The 15,952-nt window shown below is 62.7% G+C and carries 13 protein-coding genes and 3 tRNA genes; 12 read left to right on the plus strand and 4 right to left on the minus strand.

Annotated features, from left to right (window positions below):
- The first annotated feature begins 210 nt into the window (after window positions 1–210).
- The 10 genes from HMPREF1316_RS13715 to gdhA all read left to right on the plus strand — a co-directional run bounded on the left by HMPREF1316_RS13715 (window position 211) and on the right by gdhA (window position 7,311).
- Window positions 211–831: an NUDIX hydrolase gene (locus tag HMPREF1316_RS13715; RefSeq protein ID WP_021726231.1), complete on the plus strand. Its 621-nt coding sequence runs from the start codon at window positions 211–213 to the stop codon at window positions 829–831.
- Window positions 821–1,771, plus strand: a complete 951-nt coding sequence (manA, locus tag HMPREF1316_RS06180; RefSeq protein ID WP_021726249.1) for a mannose-6-phosphate isomerase, class I — start codon at window positions 821–823, stop codon at window positions 1,769–1,771. The genes HMPREF1316_RS13715 and manA overlap by 11 nt, the downstream gene beginning before the upstream one ends.
- Window positions 1,772–1,806: 35 nt before the next feature.
- Window positions 1,807–1,882, plus strand: a tRNA-Arg gene (locus HMPREF1316_RS06185).
- Window positions 1,883–2,039: 157 nt separating this feature from the next.
- Entirely contained in the window at window positions 2,040–2,960 is a 921-nt protein-coding gene (locus HMPREF1316_RS06190) for a 1-phosphofructokinase family hexose kinase (RefSeq protein ID WP_021726210.1), read from the plus strand.
- 74 nt (window positions 2,961–3,034) lie between these two features.
- On the plus strand, window positions 3,035–4,738 hold the full coding sequence (ptsP, locus tag HMPREF1316_RS06195) for a phosphoenolpyruvate--protein phosphotransferase (RefSeq protein WP_021726266.1): 1,704 nt from the start codon (window positions 3,035–3,037) through the stop codon (window positions 4,736–4,738).
- Window position 4,739: 1 nt separating this feature from the next.
- Window positions 4,740–4,928, plus strand: a complete 189-nt coding sequence (locus HMPREF1316_RS06200; RefSeq protein WP_021726155.1) for a hypothetical protein — start codon at window positions 4,740–4,742, stop codon at window positions 4,926–4,928.
- A gap of 125 nt (window positions 4,929–5,053) precedes the next feature.
- A tRNA-Pro gene (locus tag HMPREF1316_RS06205) sits at window positions 5,054–5,130 on the plus strand.
- 3 nt (window positions 5,131–5,133) lie between these two features.
- Window positions 5,134–5,209, plus strand: a tRNA-Gly gene (locus HMPREF1316_RS06210).
- A gap of 78 nt (window positions 5,210–5,287) precedes the next feature.
- Window positions 5,288–5,815, plus strand: a complete 528-nt coding sequence (locus HMPREF1316_RS06215; protein ID WP_021726186.1) for a GNAT family N-acetyltransferase — start codon at window positions 5,288–5,290, stop codon at window positions 5,813–5,815.
- 164 nt (window positions 5,816–5,979) lie between these two features.
- Window positions 5,980–7,311 (plus strand): NADP-specific glutamate dehydrogenase, encoded by a 1,332-nt coding sequence (gene gdhA / locus HMPREF1316_RS06220; RefSeq protein WP_021726254.1) that lies wholly within the window; start codon window positions 5,980–5,982, stop codon window positions 7,309–7,311.
- Between the two features lie 134 nt (window positions 7,312–7,445).
- Here the strand turns inward: gdhA and HMPREF1316_RS06225 are convergent, their stop codons facing one another.
- A complete protein-coding gene (locus tag HMPREF1316_RS06225) occupies window positions 7,446–8,789 on the minus strand; it encodes a DUF2130 domain-containing protein (RefSeq protein WP_021726048.1) in 1,344 nt (447 codons plus the stop codon).
- 289 nt (window positions 8,790–9,078) lie between these two features.
- Here HMPREF1316_RS06225 and carA point away from each other — a divergent pair, with 289 nt between their 5' ends.
- Together carA and carB are read left to right on the plus strand one after the other, a co-directional pair.
- A complete protein-coding gene (gene carA / locus HMPREF1316_RS06230; protein ID WP_021726241.1) occupies window positions 9,079–10,332 on the plus strand; it encodes a glutamine-hydrolyzing carbamoyl-phosphate synthase small subunit in 1,254 nt (417 codons plus the stop codon).
- Window positions 10,332–13,568, plus strand: a complete 3,237-nt coding sequence (gene carB, locus HMPREF1316_RS06235) for a carbamoyl-phosphate synthase large subunit (protein WP_021726060.1) — start codon at window positions 10,332–10,334, stop codon at window positions 13,566–13,568. The genes carA and carB overlap by 1 nt, the downstream gene beginning before the upstream one ends.
- Before the next feature lie 293 nt (window positions 13,569–13,861).
- Here the strand turns inward: carB and HMPREF1316_RS13720 are convergent, their stop codons facing one another.
- The 3 genes from HMPREF1316_RS13720 to HMPREF1316_RS06245 all read right to left on the minus strand — a co-directional run bounded on the left by HMPREF1316_RS13720 (window position 13,862) and on the right by HMPREF1316_RS06245 (window position 15,936).
- Window positions 13,862–14,011: a cysteine-rich KTR domain-containing protein gene (locus tag HMPREF1316_RS13720; RefSeq protein WP_084620878.1), complete on the minus strand. Its 150-nt coding sequence runs from the start codon at window positions 14,009–14,011 to the stop codon at window positions 13,862–13,864.
- A 6-nt stretch (window positions 14,012–14,017) separates the two neighbouring features.
- Window positions 14,018–14,338 (minus strand): metal-dependent transcriptional regulator, encoded by a 321-nt coding sequence (locus HMPREF1316_RS06240; RefSeq protein WP_232204459.1) that lies wholly within the window; start codon window positions 14,336–14,338, stop codon window positions 14,018–14,020.
- Window positions 14,339–14,466: 128 nt separating this feature from the next.
- Window positions 14,467–15,936 (minus strand): ABC transporter ATP-binding protein, encoded by a 1,470-nt coding sequence (locus HMPREF1316_RS06245; RefSeq protein ID WP_021726213.1) that lies wholly within the window; start codon window positions 15,934–15,936, stop codon window positions 14,467–14,469.
- Between the last annotated feature and the right edge of the window lie 16 nt (window positions 15,937–15,952).

Below are 15,952 nucleotides of genomic sequence, written 5' to 3' on the forward strand. Positions count from 1 at the left end.
TGCGCGCCTTCGGGGGCCGCTACCTTGCGTCCTGCACCCAAAGTGCACACGCAACGCATCTTCGTGCGCGTCTGCCCAGGATGTGGTTTCTGAAAACGCGTTGCGTGTGCACTTTGGGTGGATGGTTTCGAGTATCCCCCTTGGATGGCTGCCATCCCAGGGGCCCGCAGGCGCCTTGACCTGTTTGCCGAAGCGTGAAAGGGTGATGCCATGGACACTCACCACAGCGAGGATGACCTCGACAGGATCCGGACGTACCTTGCGCCCGACGATCGCCTGCGCGAGGAGGTCATGGCCACCCATATCCAGTGGGAGGGGCGGATCTTCTCGGCCCAGACGTTGGACGTGCGCCTTTCCGACGGTTCGCGCGCCACCCGGGAGACGGTGTCCCACCACGGCGGCGCCGGTGTCTGTGCCGTGCGGGAGGGCCATATCTGCCTGGTGCGGCAGTGGCGGGTGGCGCTCGAGGGGATGACGCTGGAGATCCCCGCGGGCAAGCTCGACGCGGGCGAGGAGCCGGAGGCATGTGCCGCCCGCGAGCTGGAGGAGGAGACGGGCCTTGTGGCCGAGCGGCTCGTCCCCGTCGCGACGGCGGTGGGATCGCCCGGCTTCTCCAACGAGGCGACGCACGTCTTCCATGCGCTGGGCCTCTCCCAGGGAGTCGCCCATCCCGATGCGGGGGAGCGTGTTGACGTGGCATGGGTGCCGCTCACCGATGCCGAGCGCGCCATCAGTGCGGGTCTCATCATAGACTCGAAGACCATCATTGCTATCCTCTATGCTGTCCGGCACCTCGATGACACCGACCCGGGAGCCTGCCATGTCCCATGAGCTCATCTTCACCCAACCCCTCTTTCATGAGAAGATCTGGGGTGGTCGCAGGTTGCAGGCCGAGTATGGCTACGACATCCCCGCGGGCCCCATAGGGGAGTGCTGGGCCATCTCGGCCCATCCGTCAGGTGACTGTCCCATCGCGCGTGGCGCGTATCGGGGCATGACGCTCTCGCGTCTGTGGGACATGCATCCGGAGCTCTTTGGCAGGACGGGTTTCGACCGCTTTCCCCTGCTCGTCAAGATTCTCGACGCGGAGGGTGATCTCTCCATCCAGGTGCATCCCGACGATGCCTATGCAATGGCACACGAGCGCGGGTCATTGGGCAAGATGGAATGCTGGTATGTGCTCCATGCGGAACCCGATGCGACTATCGTGGTGGGACAGCGCGCGCATGGACGTGAGGAGTTCGCCCGCCTGGCGAGGGAGGATGCCTGGGATCGGCTGCTCAACGAGGTGCCCGTGCGCACGGGCGACTTCTTCCAGATCATGCCGGGTACGGTGCACGCCATCAAGGCGGGCACGATGGTGCTCGAGACCCAGCAGTCATCGGACGTCACCTATCGGGTGTATGACTACGATCGCGTGCAGGCAGATGGCACGCAGCGCGCGCTGCACCGCGCCCAGAGCCTCGACGTCATAGACTTTTCCCAGGTGCCCCCATCTGGCGGCGTGTCCCATGCGGCCGATGGGCCGGGCGTCACCCTGCTCGAGGAGTGCGCCCGTTACCGCGTCTGGCATGTGCTGGTGGGCGACGAGGCCATCACCCTGCCCTCCCCTCGGACCTTCTACTGCGCAAGCGTCGTCGAGGGGCAGGGTGCGGCGGCAGGGGAGGCCGTGTGCAAGGGCGACCACCTGGTGGTGCCCCACGGCTTTGGTGACCTTGCGCTCACGGGTTCGATGGAGCTCATCGTCTCCACGGTGCCTGAGGTCCCCTAGGGCATGGGTGTACGCTGTGCTATCATGTCCACTCTGCTCCCTTAGCTCAGTGGATAGAGCATCGGTCTTCTAAACCGCAGGTCAGGCGTTCGAGTCGCCTAGGGAGCACCAGCTGCCGAAAGGGCCTCCGCATGCACGGAGGCCTTTTTTGTTCCCGTCCCAAGGCGCGGTGGTCGGAGCATCGTCACCATTCGGGAAGCTTTTGGTGCCCTGAGTGGCTTGCGTAAGGCATAATGTAGGTTACGTGTTGCTTTGAAAGGAGCCTACGTTGATCTATACCGTCACCCTGAATCCCGCCATCGACTACGTCATGCGTCCCCTGACGCTGGACATGGGCTTCACCAACCGCTCTTCGGGTGAACAGCTCTTCTGTGGCGGCAACGGCATCAATGTCTCCACGCTGCTCAACGAGCTCAAGGTCGCAAACACCGCCTACGGCATCGTTGCGGGCTTCACGGGGGACTATCTCGTCAAGACCCTCCAGCAGAACGGCGTCTCCGCCAACTTCGTCCAGCTGGACGAGGGCTTCACGCGCATCAACATCAAGCTCAACGGCATTGTCATGACCATGGTCAACGGCATGGGACCCGATATCCCGCAGGAGAAGGTCGACGAGCTCCTGGAGCGCATCGACTACGTGGGTGAGGGCGATACGCTCGTGCTCACGGGCTCCATCCCCAAGACGCTGCCCGAGAACATGTACGACGTCATCATGAAGCGCCTCGCCGGTCGGGGCACCCGCTTCGTGGTCGACGCACCAGGCAATCTCCTGCTGGAGTCACTGCCTGCCCATCCCTTCCTCATCAAGCCCAACAACCACGAGGTGGGTCGCATCTTTGATGTCCATCCTGAGACTCCAGAGGAGTGCATCCCCTTTGCCAAGGAGCTGCACGAGCGCGGCGCACAGAACGTCATCGTCTCCTGTGGCGGCCACGGCTCGCTCCTCTATGACGAGAACGAAGAGGTGCACGTCGTTCCCACGGCAAAGATTCAGCTGGTCAACGCCACAGGTGCCGGTGACTCCATGGTTGCCGGCTTCGTCGCCAAGACCCAGGCGGGTGCGGACTACGAGACGTCCCTGCGCTTTGCCTCCGCCTGTGGCACTGCCACCGCGGCAAGCGACGGCATCGCAAAGCGTCCCATGATCGACAAGGTCTATGCGGACCTCTGCAAGATCATCGAGGGCTAGCTGACGGGGTGTTTGTGGCGGCCGAGTGGCCGTCTTGGGTTTGTTAATGGCAGCGCGTCTCTGAGGAGGGCTCTATGTTCAAGGGTGTCAATGCTTCTGACGGCTTCGGTATCGGTGTGGCGCAGGTGGCGGTTGCTCCCGACCTCTCCTTTACCCCCAGCGTCCCTGAGGATACCGAGCAGGAGAAGGCCCGCTACGAGGCCGCCCTCAAGCTCTTCGTGAGCCAGACCAACAACCAGATCGAGCGCATGACGCAGAGCGTCGGCGAGGAGGCCGCCGCCATCATGGGCGCTCACATAGAGTTTGCGGAGGACGAGGGCATCAAGGACATGGTCAGTGGCTCCATCGACGCCGGCATGTGCGCCGAGCAGGCCGTGAGCGAGGCCTACGACCAGTACTGTACCATGTTCTCCCAGATGGATGACCCCCTCTTCCGCGAGCGTGCCGCCGACGTGGCAGACGTCAAGACCGGCCTTCTGGCCGACCTCCTCGGCAAGCAGGTGGTGGACCTCTCCACGCTCCCAGAGAACTCCATCGTGGTCGTGCATGAGCTCACCCCCTCCATGACGGCTGACATCGACAAGGAGAACGTCGCCGGCATCGTCACCGAGACCGGTGGCCGTACGTCTCACTCCGCCATCATCGCCCGCGCGCTCGAGATTCCCGCGGTGCTCTCCGTGGAGGATGCCACCAAGAACATCAAGACCGGCGACATGGTCATCGTGGATGGTGGCGCGGGCGACGTCATCGCCAAGCCCACCAAGGACGAGCTGGAGTCCTATCGTGCGAAAGCCAAGGCCTACGCGGACGACAAGGCGGCCCTCGAGTCCTACCGCGGCAAGCCCACGGTGACGGCCGATGGTGAGTCCAAGCTCCTGGTTGCCAACATCGGCAACCCCGACGATGCCAACAGCGCCGCCGAGCATGACGCCGAGGGCGTGGGCCTCTTCCGCTCCGAGTTCCTCTTCATGGATGCCACCGAGCTCCCGAGCGAGGACGAGCAGTTTGCTGCCTACCAGAAGGTCGCCCTGCGCATGAAGGGCAAGCCGGTCATCATCCGCACGCTCGACGTGGGTGGCGACAAGGAGATTCCGTACATGAACCTCCAGAAGGAGGATAACCCCTTCATGGGCTTCCGTGCGGTGCGCTACTGCCTCAACAATCCCGAGCAGTACAAGGTGCAGCTCACGGCCCTGCTCCGCGCCTCCGCATTCGGTGACATCAAGATCATGCTGCCGCTCGTGACCTCCATCGATGAGGTTCGCCAGGCACGGGCGCTCGTCGAGGAGTGCAAAGCCGACCTCGATGCGCGCGGTGTTGCCTACAACAAGGACGTAGAGGTGGGCACCATGGTCGAGACACCCGCCGCCTCCCTCATCGCCGATGACCTCGCAGCCGAGTGCGACTTCTTCTCCATCGGCACCAACGATCTCATCGGCTACACCATGTGCGCCGACCGCGGCAACGAGCGCGTCGCCTACCTGTATGAGGTCTACCAGCCTGCCGTCCTGCGCTCGCTCAAGCGCATCATCGCCGAGGGCAACGAGGCCGGCATCATGGTTGGCATGTGCGGTGAGGCTGCGGCCGACCCGCTGCTCATCCCCGTGCTGCTGTCCTTCGGCCTAGGCGAGTTCTCCGTGAGCGCGCCGTCCATCCTGCGCACGCGCCGCATCATCAGCCAGTGGACCAAGGAGGAGGCGGACGCCCTCACCGAGAAGGTCATGGCCCTCAAGACCGCCGCCGGAGTGAAGGCCGCGCTGCAGGCTGCCGCAAAGTGAGATGGATAGGGAGCGCAGGCTGCACCTGCTGACGGTGCTGTGCCTGGTGTTTGCCAGCGTCAGCATGGTACTGGCGCTGGCGACTTTGCTGGTGCTCGGCAGTCATCCGCTGCTTCTGGCCGACCATGTGGTCGCGTTCGCGTGCTTCCTTGCGGCGCTCCTACTCAACATCCACACACGGATGCGCTGAAAGGACGTGGTGGGGGTACGGGGGTATGGTTGCCGTGCACCCTTCTGTGGGATGCGGCGGCTGATGCGTCTCGGCGAGCGTTGTTGTGCTCGGAGTCTCGATATCTTATACTCTGGGAGCGGCTCCGGGGTGTAGCGCAGCTTGGTAGCGCATCTGCTTTGGGAGCAGAGGGTCGCTGGTTCGAATCCAGTCACCCCGACCACGTGCGGCGATAGTTCAATTGGTAGAGCCCCAGCCTTCCAAGCTGGTTGTTGCGGGTTCGAGTCCCGTTCGCCGCTCCATGACGCTTGCGGGGGCCATGGCCTGACGAGGCCATGGCCCCCATGTGTCGCCCACGTCGCGCTACCGAGGAGGCACCCATGATTGACGAGGTCCGTCCGGCAACCACCCATGACCTTGCCGCCATCTGGCAGCTCTATGCCGCAGTCTGTGACGCGCAAAGGACCAGTACCTACAGCGCCGAGTGGCACATGGGCGTCTATCCGAGCGAGGCTGACTTCGCTGCGGCCCTCTCGGAGGGCACCCTCTTCGTGGGGACGCTGGACGGGCGCGTCGTGTCGTCCATGCTGCTCGAGCGCCATGATGACGAGGCCTACGCGCCCGTCACGTGGGAGAGGGACGTCCCTGCCGATGAGGTGGGCGTCCTGCACCTGCTGGCGGTCGACCCCTCCCTGCAGCGGCAGGGCATCGCCCGGCGCATGCTCGACGAGGCGGTGCGCATCGCCCAAAGGTGGGGCAAGCGTGCGATCCATCTTGACGTCATGCCGCATAACCTGGCTGCAAGCTGGCTGTACGAGAGCTTTGGCTTTCGCTGTGCCGGCACGTGCCACGTCCCGTACGACGACATCGGCGGCACGAAGCTGAGGGTGTACGAATACGCGCTCTAGCGCACGGCCATGTTCCGCGTGGCTTGCGAGCGCGTATACAGTTTGTTTCCCGCACGAGGAAGTCGGATGGCAACGGGGGCGGTTTACTATTCTCTACAGGGTAGACGGGGCAGCACGATGGACGTGCGCCGTCACGCGGAAAAGGCATTGTGAGAGGAGATCCAATGAACTATTCCGAGAGGGTCATCGCGGGGCTCAAGGACCGCTACGCCGATCAGCCCGAGTTCATCCAGGCGGCCGAGGAGGTGCTCACCACCCTGCAGCCCGCCTTGGACGCCCACCCCGAGTTCGAGAGGGCCGGCCTCCTCGAGCGCCTCGTGGAGCCCGAGCGCATCGTCATCTTCCGTGTGCCCTGGGTGGATGATGCCGGCAAGGTGCAGGTCAACCGTGGCTATCGCGTGCAGTTCAACTCGGCCATCGGACCCTACAAGGGCGGCCTGCGCCTGCATCCCTCTGTCAACCTGGGCATCCTCAAGTTCCTAGGCTTCGAGCAGATCTTCAAGAATTCCCTCACCACCCTCCCCATGGGCGGCGGCAAGGGTGGCTCCGACTTCGATCCTAAGGGCAAGTCGGACGGTGAGGTCATGCGCTTCTGCCAGTCGTTCATGACCGAGCTTGCGCGCCACATCGGCCCTGACACCGACGTCCCCGCCGGTGACATCGGTACCGGTGCCCGTGAGATCGGCTACCTGTTTGGCCAGTACAAGCGTCTCACCGACACCTGGGCCTCCGTGCTCACCGGCAAGGGACTCGCCTATGGCGGCTCGCTTGCACGTACCGAGGCCACGGGCTACGGTGCGGTCTACTTCCTGCTCGACATGCTCGAGGACAAGGGCGAGTCCATCGAGGGCAAGACCGTTGTGGTCTCAGGCTCCGGCAACGTCGCTCAGTACGCCGTGCAGAAGGCCGAACAGCTCGGCGCCAAGGTCGTCACCGTGTCCGACTCCAACGGCTACGTCTATGATCCCGACGGCATCGACTTCGACACCCTCATCGACATCAAGCAGGTGAGGCGCGGCCGCATCAAGGAGTACGTGGAGGCGCGCCCGGGCGCCGTCTACCACGAGGGCGCGCGTCCCTGGGGCGAGGCGTGCGACATCGCGCTGCCCTGCGCCACCCAGAACGAGCTGCCCCTCGAGGAGGCCAAGGCGCTCGTCGCAGGCGGCTGCCGCTACGTGGTCGAGGGCGCTAACATGCCCACCACGCTCGATGCCACGCAGTACCTCAAGGACAATGGCGTCTACTTCGCGCCGGGCAAGGCTGCCAACGCCGGTGGCGTCGCGGTCTCCGGCCTCGAGATGAGCCAGAACCACGAGCACCTCTCCTGGACCTTCGAGGACGTGGATGACAAGCTCAAGGGCATCATGGACGCCATCTATGCCGCGGCTGCCGGTGCGGCCAAGGAGTACGGCCACGAGGGTGACCTCGTCTTCGGTGCCAACATCGCCGGCTTCCTCAAGGTCGCCGACGCCATGATGGCCCAGGGCGTCTGCTAGCAGGGGCACTCACGGGATCTGGGCCTGACGTCCCAAGCCCGCTCCAGCCCCTGCGAGACCTCATACCTTACGAGCCCCGCCCCCGCATGACGCCTTGCGCGGGGGCGGGGCTTTCTTCCCGTCTGGCGCGGTGCCTACGTGTCGCTCGTGTCCCCAAGCTCCTTGAAGCGCTCGGCGAGCAGGGGGCTCTTCCTGGTGAGGCGCCTGATGGAGAGCTTCTGGGCCTTGTCATCGGCCAGGCGCAGGTTGTTCTGGGAGCTCAGCAGGTTCTCCTTGACCTTCTGCAGATGCGAGATGGCCTTGTCGATCTCGTCGATGGCAGTCACGAACCTTCTGTTGGCAAGCTCCACGTTGCGGCCGAACTTGCCCTTGAAGTCCCCCAACGCCTCCTCGAAGTTGGTAATGTCGATCTGCTCCTGGCGCATCTCCTCGATCTGGCGCCTGTAGCCTAGCGACTTGTAGGCAGCGTTGCGCAGCAGCGTGATGATGACGAGGAAGAACTGCGGGCGGATGACGTACATCTTGGGGTAGCGCCACGACACGTCCACGATGCCCTGGTTGTACGTCTCGCTGTCCAGCTCCAGCATGGAGACGAGGACGGCGTACTCGCAGCGCTTCTTCGTGCGGTCCTGGTCGAGCTTGGCGAGGTGTGACTCGTTGGTCCTGCGGTTGGTGGAGGAGAGCTCCTCGTTCTTCATCTCGAACATGATGGAGACCAGCTCCGTGCCATCGTCTGCGGTCTCGCGGTAGATGAAGTCGCCCTTGGTGCCGCCCACGGCCTCGTTGTCCTTCTCGAAGCTCACGTTGCGGAGCTCCTGGGGGTTGAGCGAGCGCCACCGGTCGAACTCCTGGGCACAGTGCTGCTCCAGGGACTCGCCTGTCATCTTGGTGGTGAGGCGGATGCGATAGTCCTTGAGACTCTCGATCTCCTCGTCCTTGTGGCGCACGAGCTCCTCGCTGGCGTGCCGGGCGTCCGCAAGCCGCTCGCTCCATTGGGCCTCAAGCGCCTTGCGCTCGCTCCTCTCGCGGTCCACCTGGCTGGTGAGCTGGGCGATCCGCTCCTTGAGCTCATCGGTTGCCTGGGCCACGGCCAGCTCCCGCTCGCTCTTGCCTGCCTCCACCGCCCCCGCGAGCTGCGCGATGCGCTCGCCCAGCTCGCCACGGGCTTGGGCGACGGCTGCGTCCTGGCGACTCTGTGCCTGGGCGTGCTCGCTCTCGAGCTGCTGCCTCTGACGCTCGATCTCCGCCTTGAGCCGCTCAAGCTCGAGGTCGCGCTCCGAGAGGGCCTGGGAGAGCCTGGCCTCTGCCGTTGCCTGGGCCTCGGCCAGCGCCGAGCGCTTCTCCTGCTCCATGAGCCTGCCGCGCTCATGGATCTCGCGCTCGAACTCGCTGGTGCGCACCTGTGCGAGGATGTCCTGGTAGTCGGAGCTTTCCAGCTCGAAGGTCTTGTGGCAGTGCGGGCACTCGATGGTTGGCATGGCCGCTCCTCGGTCGTTGGTCGTTTGCGTCCAGTGTAGCCTGACCATGCGACAGCATAACGTGCCCATCCCCCTGCGAAGGTGTGTCCATTTCATAAAAGGACGTGCGGCCTCAGGGGCAGGGCCATCGCGTCAGATAGAATCGGGATGACCTTTCGGTACAGAGATACCAAAGGGGAATCCATAGGCAGCTTGCTGTCGAGAGAAGAGGCGTCCACTCCAGGGGAGAGGGCCTCTTTTTTGAAGGCTGCTGATACGGGAAGGGAACAACTAGAAGATAGGAGCGCGCATGAACCTGTTGGCCGGTGCGGATCGTCTTCCGAAGGCGCTGTTGGCGCTCGATGACGGCACGGTCTTTGCGGGAAGGTCCTGCGGTGCCGAGGGCGAGACCTTTGGTGAGATCGTCTTCAACACCTCCATGGTGGGCTACCAGGAGATAGCGACTGACCCCAGCTATGCGGGGCAGATCGTGACCTTCACCTATCCGCAGGTGGGCAACTACGGCGTCAATGCGGTGGACATGCAGGCCGACACCCTGGCGCTCAGGGGCATCGTGGTGCACGACATGTGCTTTGCGCCCAGCAACTGGCAGTGCGTCCAGAGCTTCCCGGACTATCTGAGCGCGTACGGTGTCGTTGCCATCGAGGGCGTCGACACACGCGCCCTCACGCTGTGCATCCGCGAGGGTGGTGCCATGCGGGCGGCCATCTCCACGCGAGACCTCGATCCCGGGCACCTTGTCGCACGTGTGCGCGAGAGTCCCTCCATCGCCGACCACAACTACGTGGCAGACGTCTCCACCACGAAGCGCTACCGGCTGCCGGCTACGGGACGCGAGCGCAGTCACGTCGTGGCCTTCGACTGTGGCGAGAAGCGCGGTATCACGAAGCGCCTGGCCGTCGCGGGCTGTGCGGTGACCGTCGTCCCCTGGGACACGCCGGCAGACGAGGCGCTCGCCCTCAAGCCGGATGGCATCTTCTTCTCCAACGGCCCGGGCGACCCGCAGACGGTGGGCACGACGACCGAGGCGGTGCGCCAGGTCTTGGGTACGCTCCCCGTGTTTGGCATCTGCCTGGGCAACCAGCTCCTCACCATCGCGGCGGGTGGCGCCATCGAGAAGCTGCCCTATGGACACCATGGTGGCAACGAGCCCGTGATGAACCTGCTGACCGGCCTGGTGGAGATCACGGCGCAGAACCACAACTATGGCTCGGTGTTCCCCACGCTGGGCCCGCTCGTGCCCGAACTCTCCGGCGGCATCTCCGAGCACGTTGGTGACCTGCGCCTCTGGAGCCGACGTCACATCGCCCCCGTCGTCATGAACGAGCGCTACGGACGCATCCGCCTCACGCACGTCAACCTCAACGACGGCACGCCCGAGGGCCTGCAGTTCCTGGACGTCCCGGCCTTCTCCATGCAGTACCACCCCGAGGCCAAGCCCGGCCCCAATGACGCGAGCTACGCCTTCGAGGCGTTCTGTCGCCTCATGGAGGGACGCGACGACTATCTTGCCATCGACGTGCGCGAGGGGAGGGCTCAGTAATGCCCAAGAGGACGGACATCCACAAGATCCTGATCATCGGCTCGGGTCCCATCGTCATCGGCCAGGCCTGCGAGTTCGACTACTCCGGCACCCAGGCCTGCAAGGCCCTGCGCAACGAGGGATTCGAGGTGGTGCTCGTCAACTCCAACCCCGCCACCATCATGACCGACCCTGAGACGGCCGACCGCACCTACATAGAGCCCATCACGGTGAGGGCCGTGGCCAAGGTCATCGAGCGCGAGCGGCCCGACGCCCTCCTGCCCAACATGGGCGGCCAGACGGCCCTCAACTGCGCCGTTGCGTTGGCCAAGGCCGGTGTGCTCGAGCGCTATGGGGTGGAGGTCATCGGTTGCGACATCGACTCCATCGAGGTGGGCGAGGACCGCGAGCTCTTTGCCCAGGCCATGGCTGACATCGGTCTCGAGGTGGCCCACTCGGGCATCGCCCGCTCGCTTGACGAGTGCCGCCATGTGGCCGACGAGCTGGGCTACCCCGTGGTCGTGCGACCCGCCTTCACCCTGGGCGGTGCCGGTGGCGGCATGGCACACGACGAGGCGGAGCTCATGCGCATCGCCCGTGAGGGTCTGGAGCTCTCCGCTAACAACGAGGTGCTGGTGGAGCAGTCCGTGGAGGGCTGGAAGGAGATCGAGATGGAGGTCATGCACGACGCCGCCGGCAACGGCATCGTCGTGTGCTCCATCGAGAACCTCGACCCCATGGGCGTCCACACCGGCGACTCCATCACCGTGGCGCCCTGCCAGACGCTCAACGACTTCGAGCTGCAGCGCCTGAGGGATTACTCGCTGGCCGTGCTCGAGCGCGTGGGTGTCGCCTGCGGCGGCTCCAACGTGCAGTTCGCCGTCAACCCCCAGGACGGCCGCGTACTCGTCATCGAGATGAACCCTCGCGTGAGCCGCTCCTCGGCCCTGGCCTCCAAGGCCACCGGCTTTCCCATCGCCAAGATGGCGGCCCTGCTCTCGGTGGGCTACACCCTCGACGAGATCCCCAATGACATCACGGGGGCCACGCCAGCCTGCTTCGAGCCCTCCATCGACTACTGCGTGGTCAAGATCCCACGCTTCGCCTTCGAGAAGTTCAAGGGCGCGAGCGAGACGCTCACCACGCGCATGAAGGCCGTGGGCGAGGTCATGGCCATCGGCTCCACCTTCGAGGAGGCCCTGCAGAAGGCCTGCCGCTCGCTCGAGCAGGGGAACATGGGCCTTGTGGCCGATGGCAGCGAGGACTTTGCCTCCATGGACGAGGACGCCTTCCAGGACCGCGTGAGCCGCCCCACGCCCGAACGCGTCTTCTACGTGGCCGAGGCGCTACGCCGCCGCTGGACGGTGGAGCGCGTGCACGAGCTCACGCACATCGATCCGTGGTTCCTGTGCCGCATCAAAGACATAGTGGTGGCGGAGTGCTCCCTCGCCGAGGGCGGCGTGGCCGGCCTCACGGCCGAGCGCCTGCTCGCTGCCAAGGAGATGGGCTTCTCCGACGTGCAGATCGCCCAGCTCACGGGCGAGCGCGAGGATACCATCCGTGCGCTGCGCACGGTGCTGGGCGTGCACCCCGTCGTCAAGACGGTGGACACCTGCGCGGGCGAGTTCGCCTCGCGCACGAACTACCACTACCTCACCTATGAGGCGGGCGGCATCAGCGAGCACCATGGTGCCGAGCGCCCCCGCGTGGTGATCCTCTCCGCCGGCCCCAACCGCATCGGTCAGGGCATCGAGTTCGACTACTGCTGCGTGCACGCGGCCATGGCGCTCTCCGAAAGGGGCTTCGAGACGGTCATGGTCAACTGCAACCCCGAGACCGTCTCCACCGACTACGACACCTCGGACCGTCTCTACTTCGAGCCGCTCACCTTCGAGGACGTCATGGACGTCATCGAGGCGGAGCGGCCCCAGGGCGTCATCGTGACGCTGGGCGGCCAGACCCCCATCAACCTGGCAAGCCGCCTCAAGGCCGCGGGCGTGCCCATCATGGGCACCCAGCCCGACGCCATCGACCTCGCGGAGGACCGCGACCGTTTCAGCGACCTGCTTGACCGCCTGGAGATCGCCTATCCGCCCAGCTCCACGGCTGAGACGCTCGAGGAGGCCCGCAGGGTCGCCCGCACCATCGGCTACCCGCTGCTCGTGCGGCCCAGCTACGTGCTGGGCGGCCGCGGCATGGCCATCGTCTACAACGACGACGACCTCGCCACCTACATGGCCGAGGCGACGCAGGTCTCACCCGACCACCCCGTCTACCTCGACGCCTTCCTGGAGGACGCCGTCGAGCTCGACGTCGATGCCCTGGCGGACGGCGAGCAGTGTTACGTGGGCTCCATCCTCGAGCACATCGAAGAGTGCGGCATCCACTCCGGTGACTCCGCCTGCTGCTACCCGCCCTTCTCGCTCTCCGACACCCTCGTGGGGCGCATCCGCGAGATGACTCGCGCCCTGGCCCTGGCCGTGGGCGTGCGGGGGCTCCTCAACATCCAGTACGCCGTCAAGGACGAGCAGGTGCTCGTCATCGAGATGAACCCCCGTGCCAGCCGCACGGTGCCCTTCTCCTCGAAGGCCACGGGCCAGGCACTCGCCAAGGCCGCGGCGCGCATCATGGCGGGGGAGACCATCGCCCAGCTCCTTGTGGAGGGGGCGCTCGTGGGCGAGGGGCACGTGACGGGTCGCTTTGCCGTCAAGGAGGCCGTGATGCCCTGGGCGCGCTTCCCGGGGGCCGACACCACGCTGGGGCCCGAGATGAAGTCCACGGGCGAGGTCATGGGCATCGACGTCAACTTCCCCCTCGCCTATGCCAAGACGCGCGAGGCCATCGACTACGAGCAGCCCTCGACGGGCAAGGTGTTCGTGAGCGTGTGCGACCGCGACAAGCGCGCCATCGCACCGGTGGCTCTTTCGCTGACGAATATGGGCTACGACCTTATCGCCACGAGCGGGACGGCCAAGACACTGCGTGCCGCCGGCATCGATTGCGAGGTCATCAAGCGCGTGAGCGAGGGTCATCCCAACGTGGTGGACGAGATGGCGCAGGGCAGCATCGCCTTCATCATCAACACGCCGCGCGGCCACACCTCGCGCGGGGATGGCTCCGTCCTGCGCGGCGAGGCCGTCAACCGTGGCATCAGCTGCGTGACGGCGCTCTCGGGCGCGACGGCGCTGGTGCAGGCCATCGCCGCCATGAGAAAGTCCTCGCTCGATGTGTACGCCCTGCAGGACCTGGGCCAGTAGCGCTTCGAAAGCTCCATAGATTCTCGTGGTTGCTGCGGATGAGTGCCGTACGTGATATAGAGTAAGAGGTGAATCACGTACGGTACTCAAGAATGGGTTCGCATGATTCGAAAAGCCATATCGGTCCCGAGCTCATCGGTAGGACGACAAGGCTGGCTCACAAGGAGCAACCGCCTTTCCCAGCGTGTTCTGGCGGAGAAAGACGGTTGCTCCCAACGGTTCATATCTGAGCTCGAACGTGGGGGCTGGTGTAGTTAAGCTCGTATATACCGATTTGCAGATATAAATCAGAGCTAGATTTTTCTGTAAAAGCGGACTGTCGATACTTTCCGGCACTTAGGACAGAAAAGTAGGAAGTTTATCAATACCGTATCCGTGCGGATTTTTATTCGGGTTTTGCCTCCGCAAACGGGATAGGTCATCCATTTCTTTTGTCTGGCCATTTCAAATCAGGGGCCTCGCTCCTTGCCCGGTTTGAGATTACAGGTATCTGCAAACGGGCACGTTTTTTGTTCCTGTCCCTTGAGCTTTCGAAAGGAATCATCACTGATCGTGTGCTCCATTTTGCAGGCTTTGGCTTCGACGGTGTCGGTATCAACACCAGCATCAGTAAGTCGTTCCGTAAAATATTGATGTCTCACATAGAGCTTTTCTGCAATCTCTCGACCTAAATCGGTCAGGTGCAGCGTGCAGTCATCGTTCATCACGATAAAGCCACCCTCTCGCAAGAGCTTGACCGCGTGACTGACGCTGGGCTTCGACACGCCCATATGTTCTGACACATCTATGGAGTGCGCCATACCTTTGTCTTTTGAAGTATATAAATTGCTTTCAAATAGTCTTCAGTGGAAGTATGAAGTTTCATTCCGTAACACCCGTCCCTGCAAATCGCAAGAGACTATCTCGTGTTTTCAAAGTAGCAAGACACAAACTCAACATTCTCATCTGTCCATTCTCCAAAACGGGACACAGCTCCGTTGTCCATAAACACGATATAATCGCAGCAATGAGCTACAAGCTCAGGGTCGTGGGTGATGATCAGTTGCGTTTTGCCCATTTCAGAGAGTTTCTGGATACACACAGAGACCTCCTTCATATGTCGATAGTCCAAGCCGCTGGTAGGCTCGTCGTACACGATGATTTCTTTATGGGAAGCAATTGCCCCTGCTATGGCTACGCGCTGCTTCTGTCCACCGGAAAGAGACATGGGGTGCTTATCTTTGTGTGCCAGCAAGTCCAACATGGACAGGATGTTCCGGGCATACTCTGTCTTTTCTTCCTCCGCTATATCCTTGATGCCCAGCGTCACTTCATCAAGCACGCTTTCGGCAAAGAGCTGATGGTTTACGTCCTGCATAACCATATAGCAGAGTTTCAGTCGCTGCTTTTGCTTATATTCTTTGCCCAGAAAAGCGAAAGCACCGCGCATCTTCTTCTCCAGGCCGCATAAACACCGGGCCAATGTTGTTTTGCCCGCACCATTATTCCCCAGCACGGCAACAACGGCTCCTTTGGGGATCGTCAGGTTTTCAACATGGAGAAGATCCTTCTTTTCGTCAGTAAAGCAAAAATCCCTAAGCTCCAGTCCCTCCTTTGCTCTGCCCTTCTTCACGCATTGCGGAACAAAGTGGCTCGTTCCCCTAAGCCCCATTTCATGCAGATCGCCCAACGGTTTTTCGAAGAAGGCAGCTCCGGTAAATTCCTGTTCAATTTTCCCATCTTTGAAATACAGTACACGGTCTGCAAGGAGGCGAAGCCAATCCAACCGATGCTCCGCTATAATGACGGTTTTTCGCTGCGCCTTCCACAAGCGCAGAATGTTCTCCAATTCATAGATTGTTCCTATGTCCAGATTTGAAGTTGGCTCGTCTAAAACCAATGTGTCGGGCTGTAGGGCATGGACAGAGGCGCAGGCTATTTTCTGTTTTTCACCACCGGACAGCGTAAAAAGATTTCTGCCAATCAACGGCTTCAGGTGCATTGCAGTCACGGTGCTATCAAAACGACGTAGGATTTCGCCGCGATCCATACCCATATTCTCGCAGGCAAATACAATCTCCGTATCTGTTATCAACGTATAGAATTGCGCCTTGGGATTCTGGAACACGGAGCCAACATATGGTGCCAGCTCGTGCAGCTCGACATCCTCCGGGTTCTTGTCTTCGACCTGAACTTTACCGGTAAGCGTACCTTCATAGTAGTTTGGGATCAGCCCATTTACCAATCGACTGAACGTGGTTTTCCCACTGCCTGATTCCCCGCACAACAGGACGATTTCCCCTTTGGAAATTTGTATGGAATTATCGAGGATTGCCGCACCATTGTCGGCATTTTCATAAGTAAAAGACACGCTCTCGATGCTTATCAAAGGGAAATCTCCTTCT

Source organism: Olsenella profusa F0195, from assembly GCF_000468755.1.
Taxonomy (GTDB): Bacteria; Actinomycetota; Coriobacteriia; order Coriobacteriales; family Atopobiaceae; genus Olsenella_F; species Olsenella_F profusa.

What these genes read in the sequence shown, in the direction of transcription:
- HMPREF1316_RS06215 (WP_021726186.1), top strand. Translation starts at nt 5,288, where the DNA reads ATGATTGACGAGGTCCGTCCGGCAACCACCCATGACCTTGCCGCCATC.
- manA (WP_021726249.1), top strand. Translation starts at nt 821, where the DNA reads ATGTCCCATGAGCTCATCTTCACCCAACCCCTCTTTCATGAGAAGATC.
- carB (WP_021726060.1), top strand. Translation starts at nt 10,332, where the DNA reads ATGCCCAAGAGGACGGACATCCACAAGATCCTGATCATCGGCTCGGGT.
- HMPREF1316_RS06200 (WP_021726155.1), top strand. Translation starts at nt 4,740, where the DNA reads ATGGATAGGGAGCGCAGGCTGCACCTGCTGACGGTGCTGTGCCTGGTG.
- carA (WP_021726241.1), top strand. Translation starts at nt 9,079, where the DNA reads ATGAACCTGTTGGCCGGTGCGGATCGTCTTCCGAAGGCGCTGTTGGCG.
- gdhA (WP_021726254.1), top strand. Translation starts at nt 5,980, where the DNA reads ATGAACTATTCCGAGAGGGTCATCGCGGGGCTCAAGGACCGCTACGCC.
- HMPREF1316_RS13715 (WP_021726231.1), top strand. Translation starts at nt 211, where the DNA reads ATGGACACTCACCACAGCGAGGATGACCTCGACAGGATCCGGACGTAC.
- ptsP (WP_021726266.1), top strand. Translation starts at nt 3,035, where the DNA reads ATGTTCAAGGGTGTCAATGCTTCTGACGGCTTCGGTATCGGTGTGGCG.
- HMPREF1316_RS06240 (WP_232204459.1), bottom strand. Translation starts at nt 14,338, where the DNA reads ATGGGCGTGTCGAAGCCCAGCGTCAGTCACGCGGTCAAGCTCTTGCGA.
- HMPREF1316_RS06225 (WP_021726048.1), bottom strand. Translation starts at nt 8,789, where the DNA reads ATGCCAACCATCGAGTGCCCGCACTGCCACAAGACCTTCGAGCTGGAA.
- HMPREF1316_RS13720 (WP_084620878.1), bottom strand. Translation starts at nt 14,011, where the DNA reads ATGGCCAGACAAAAGAAATGGATGACCTATCCCGTTTGCGGAGGCAAA.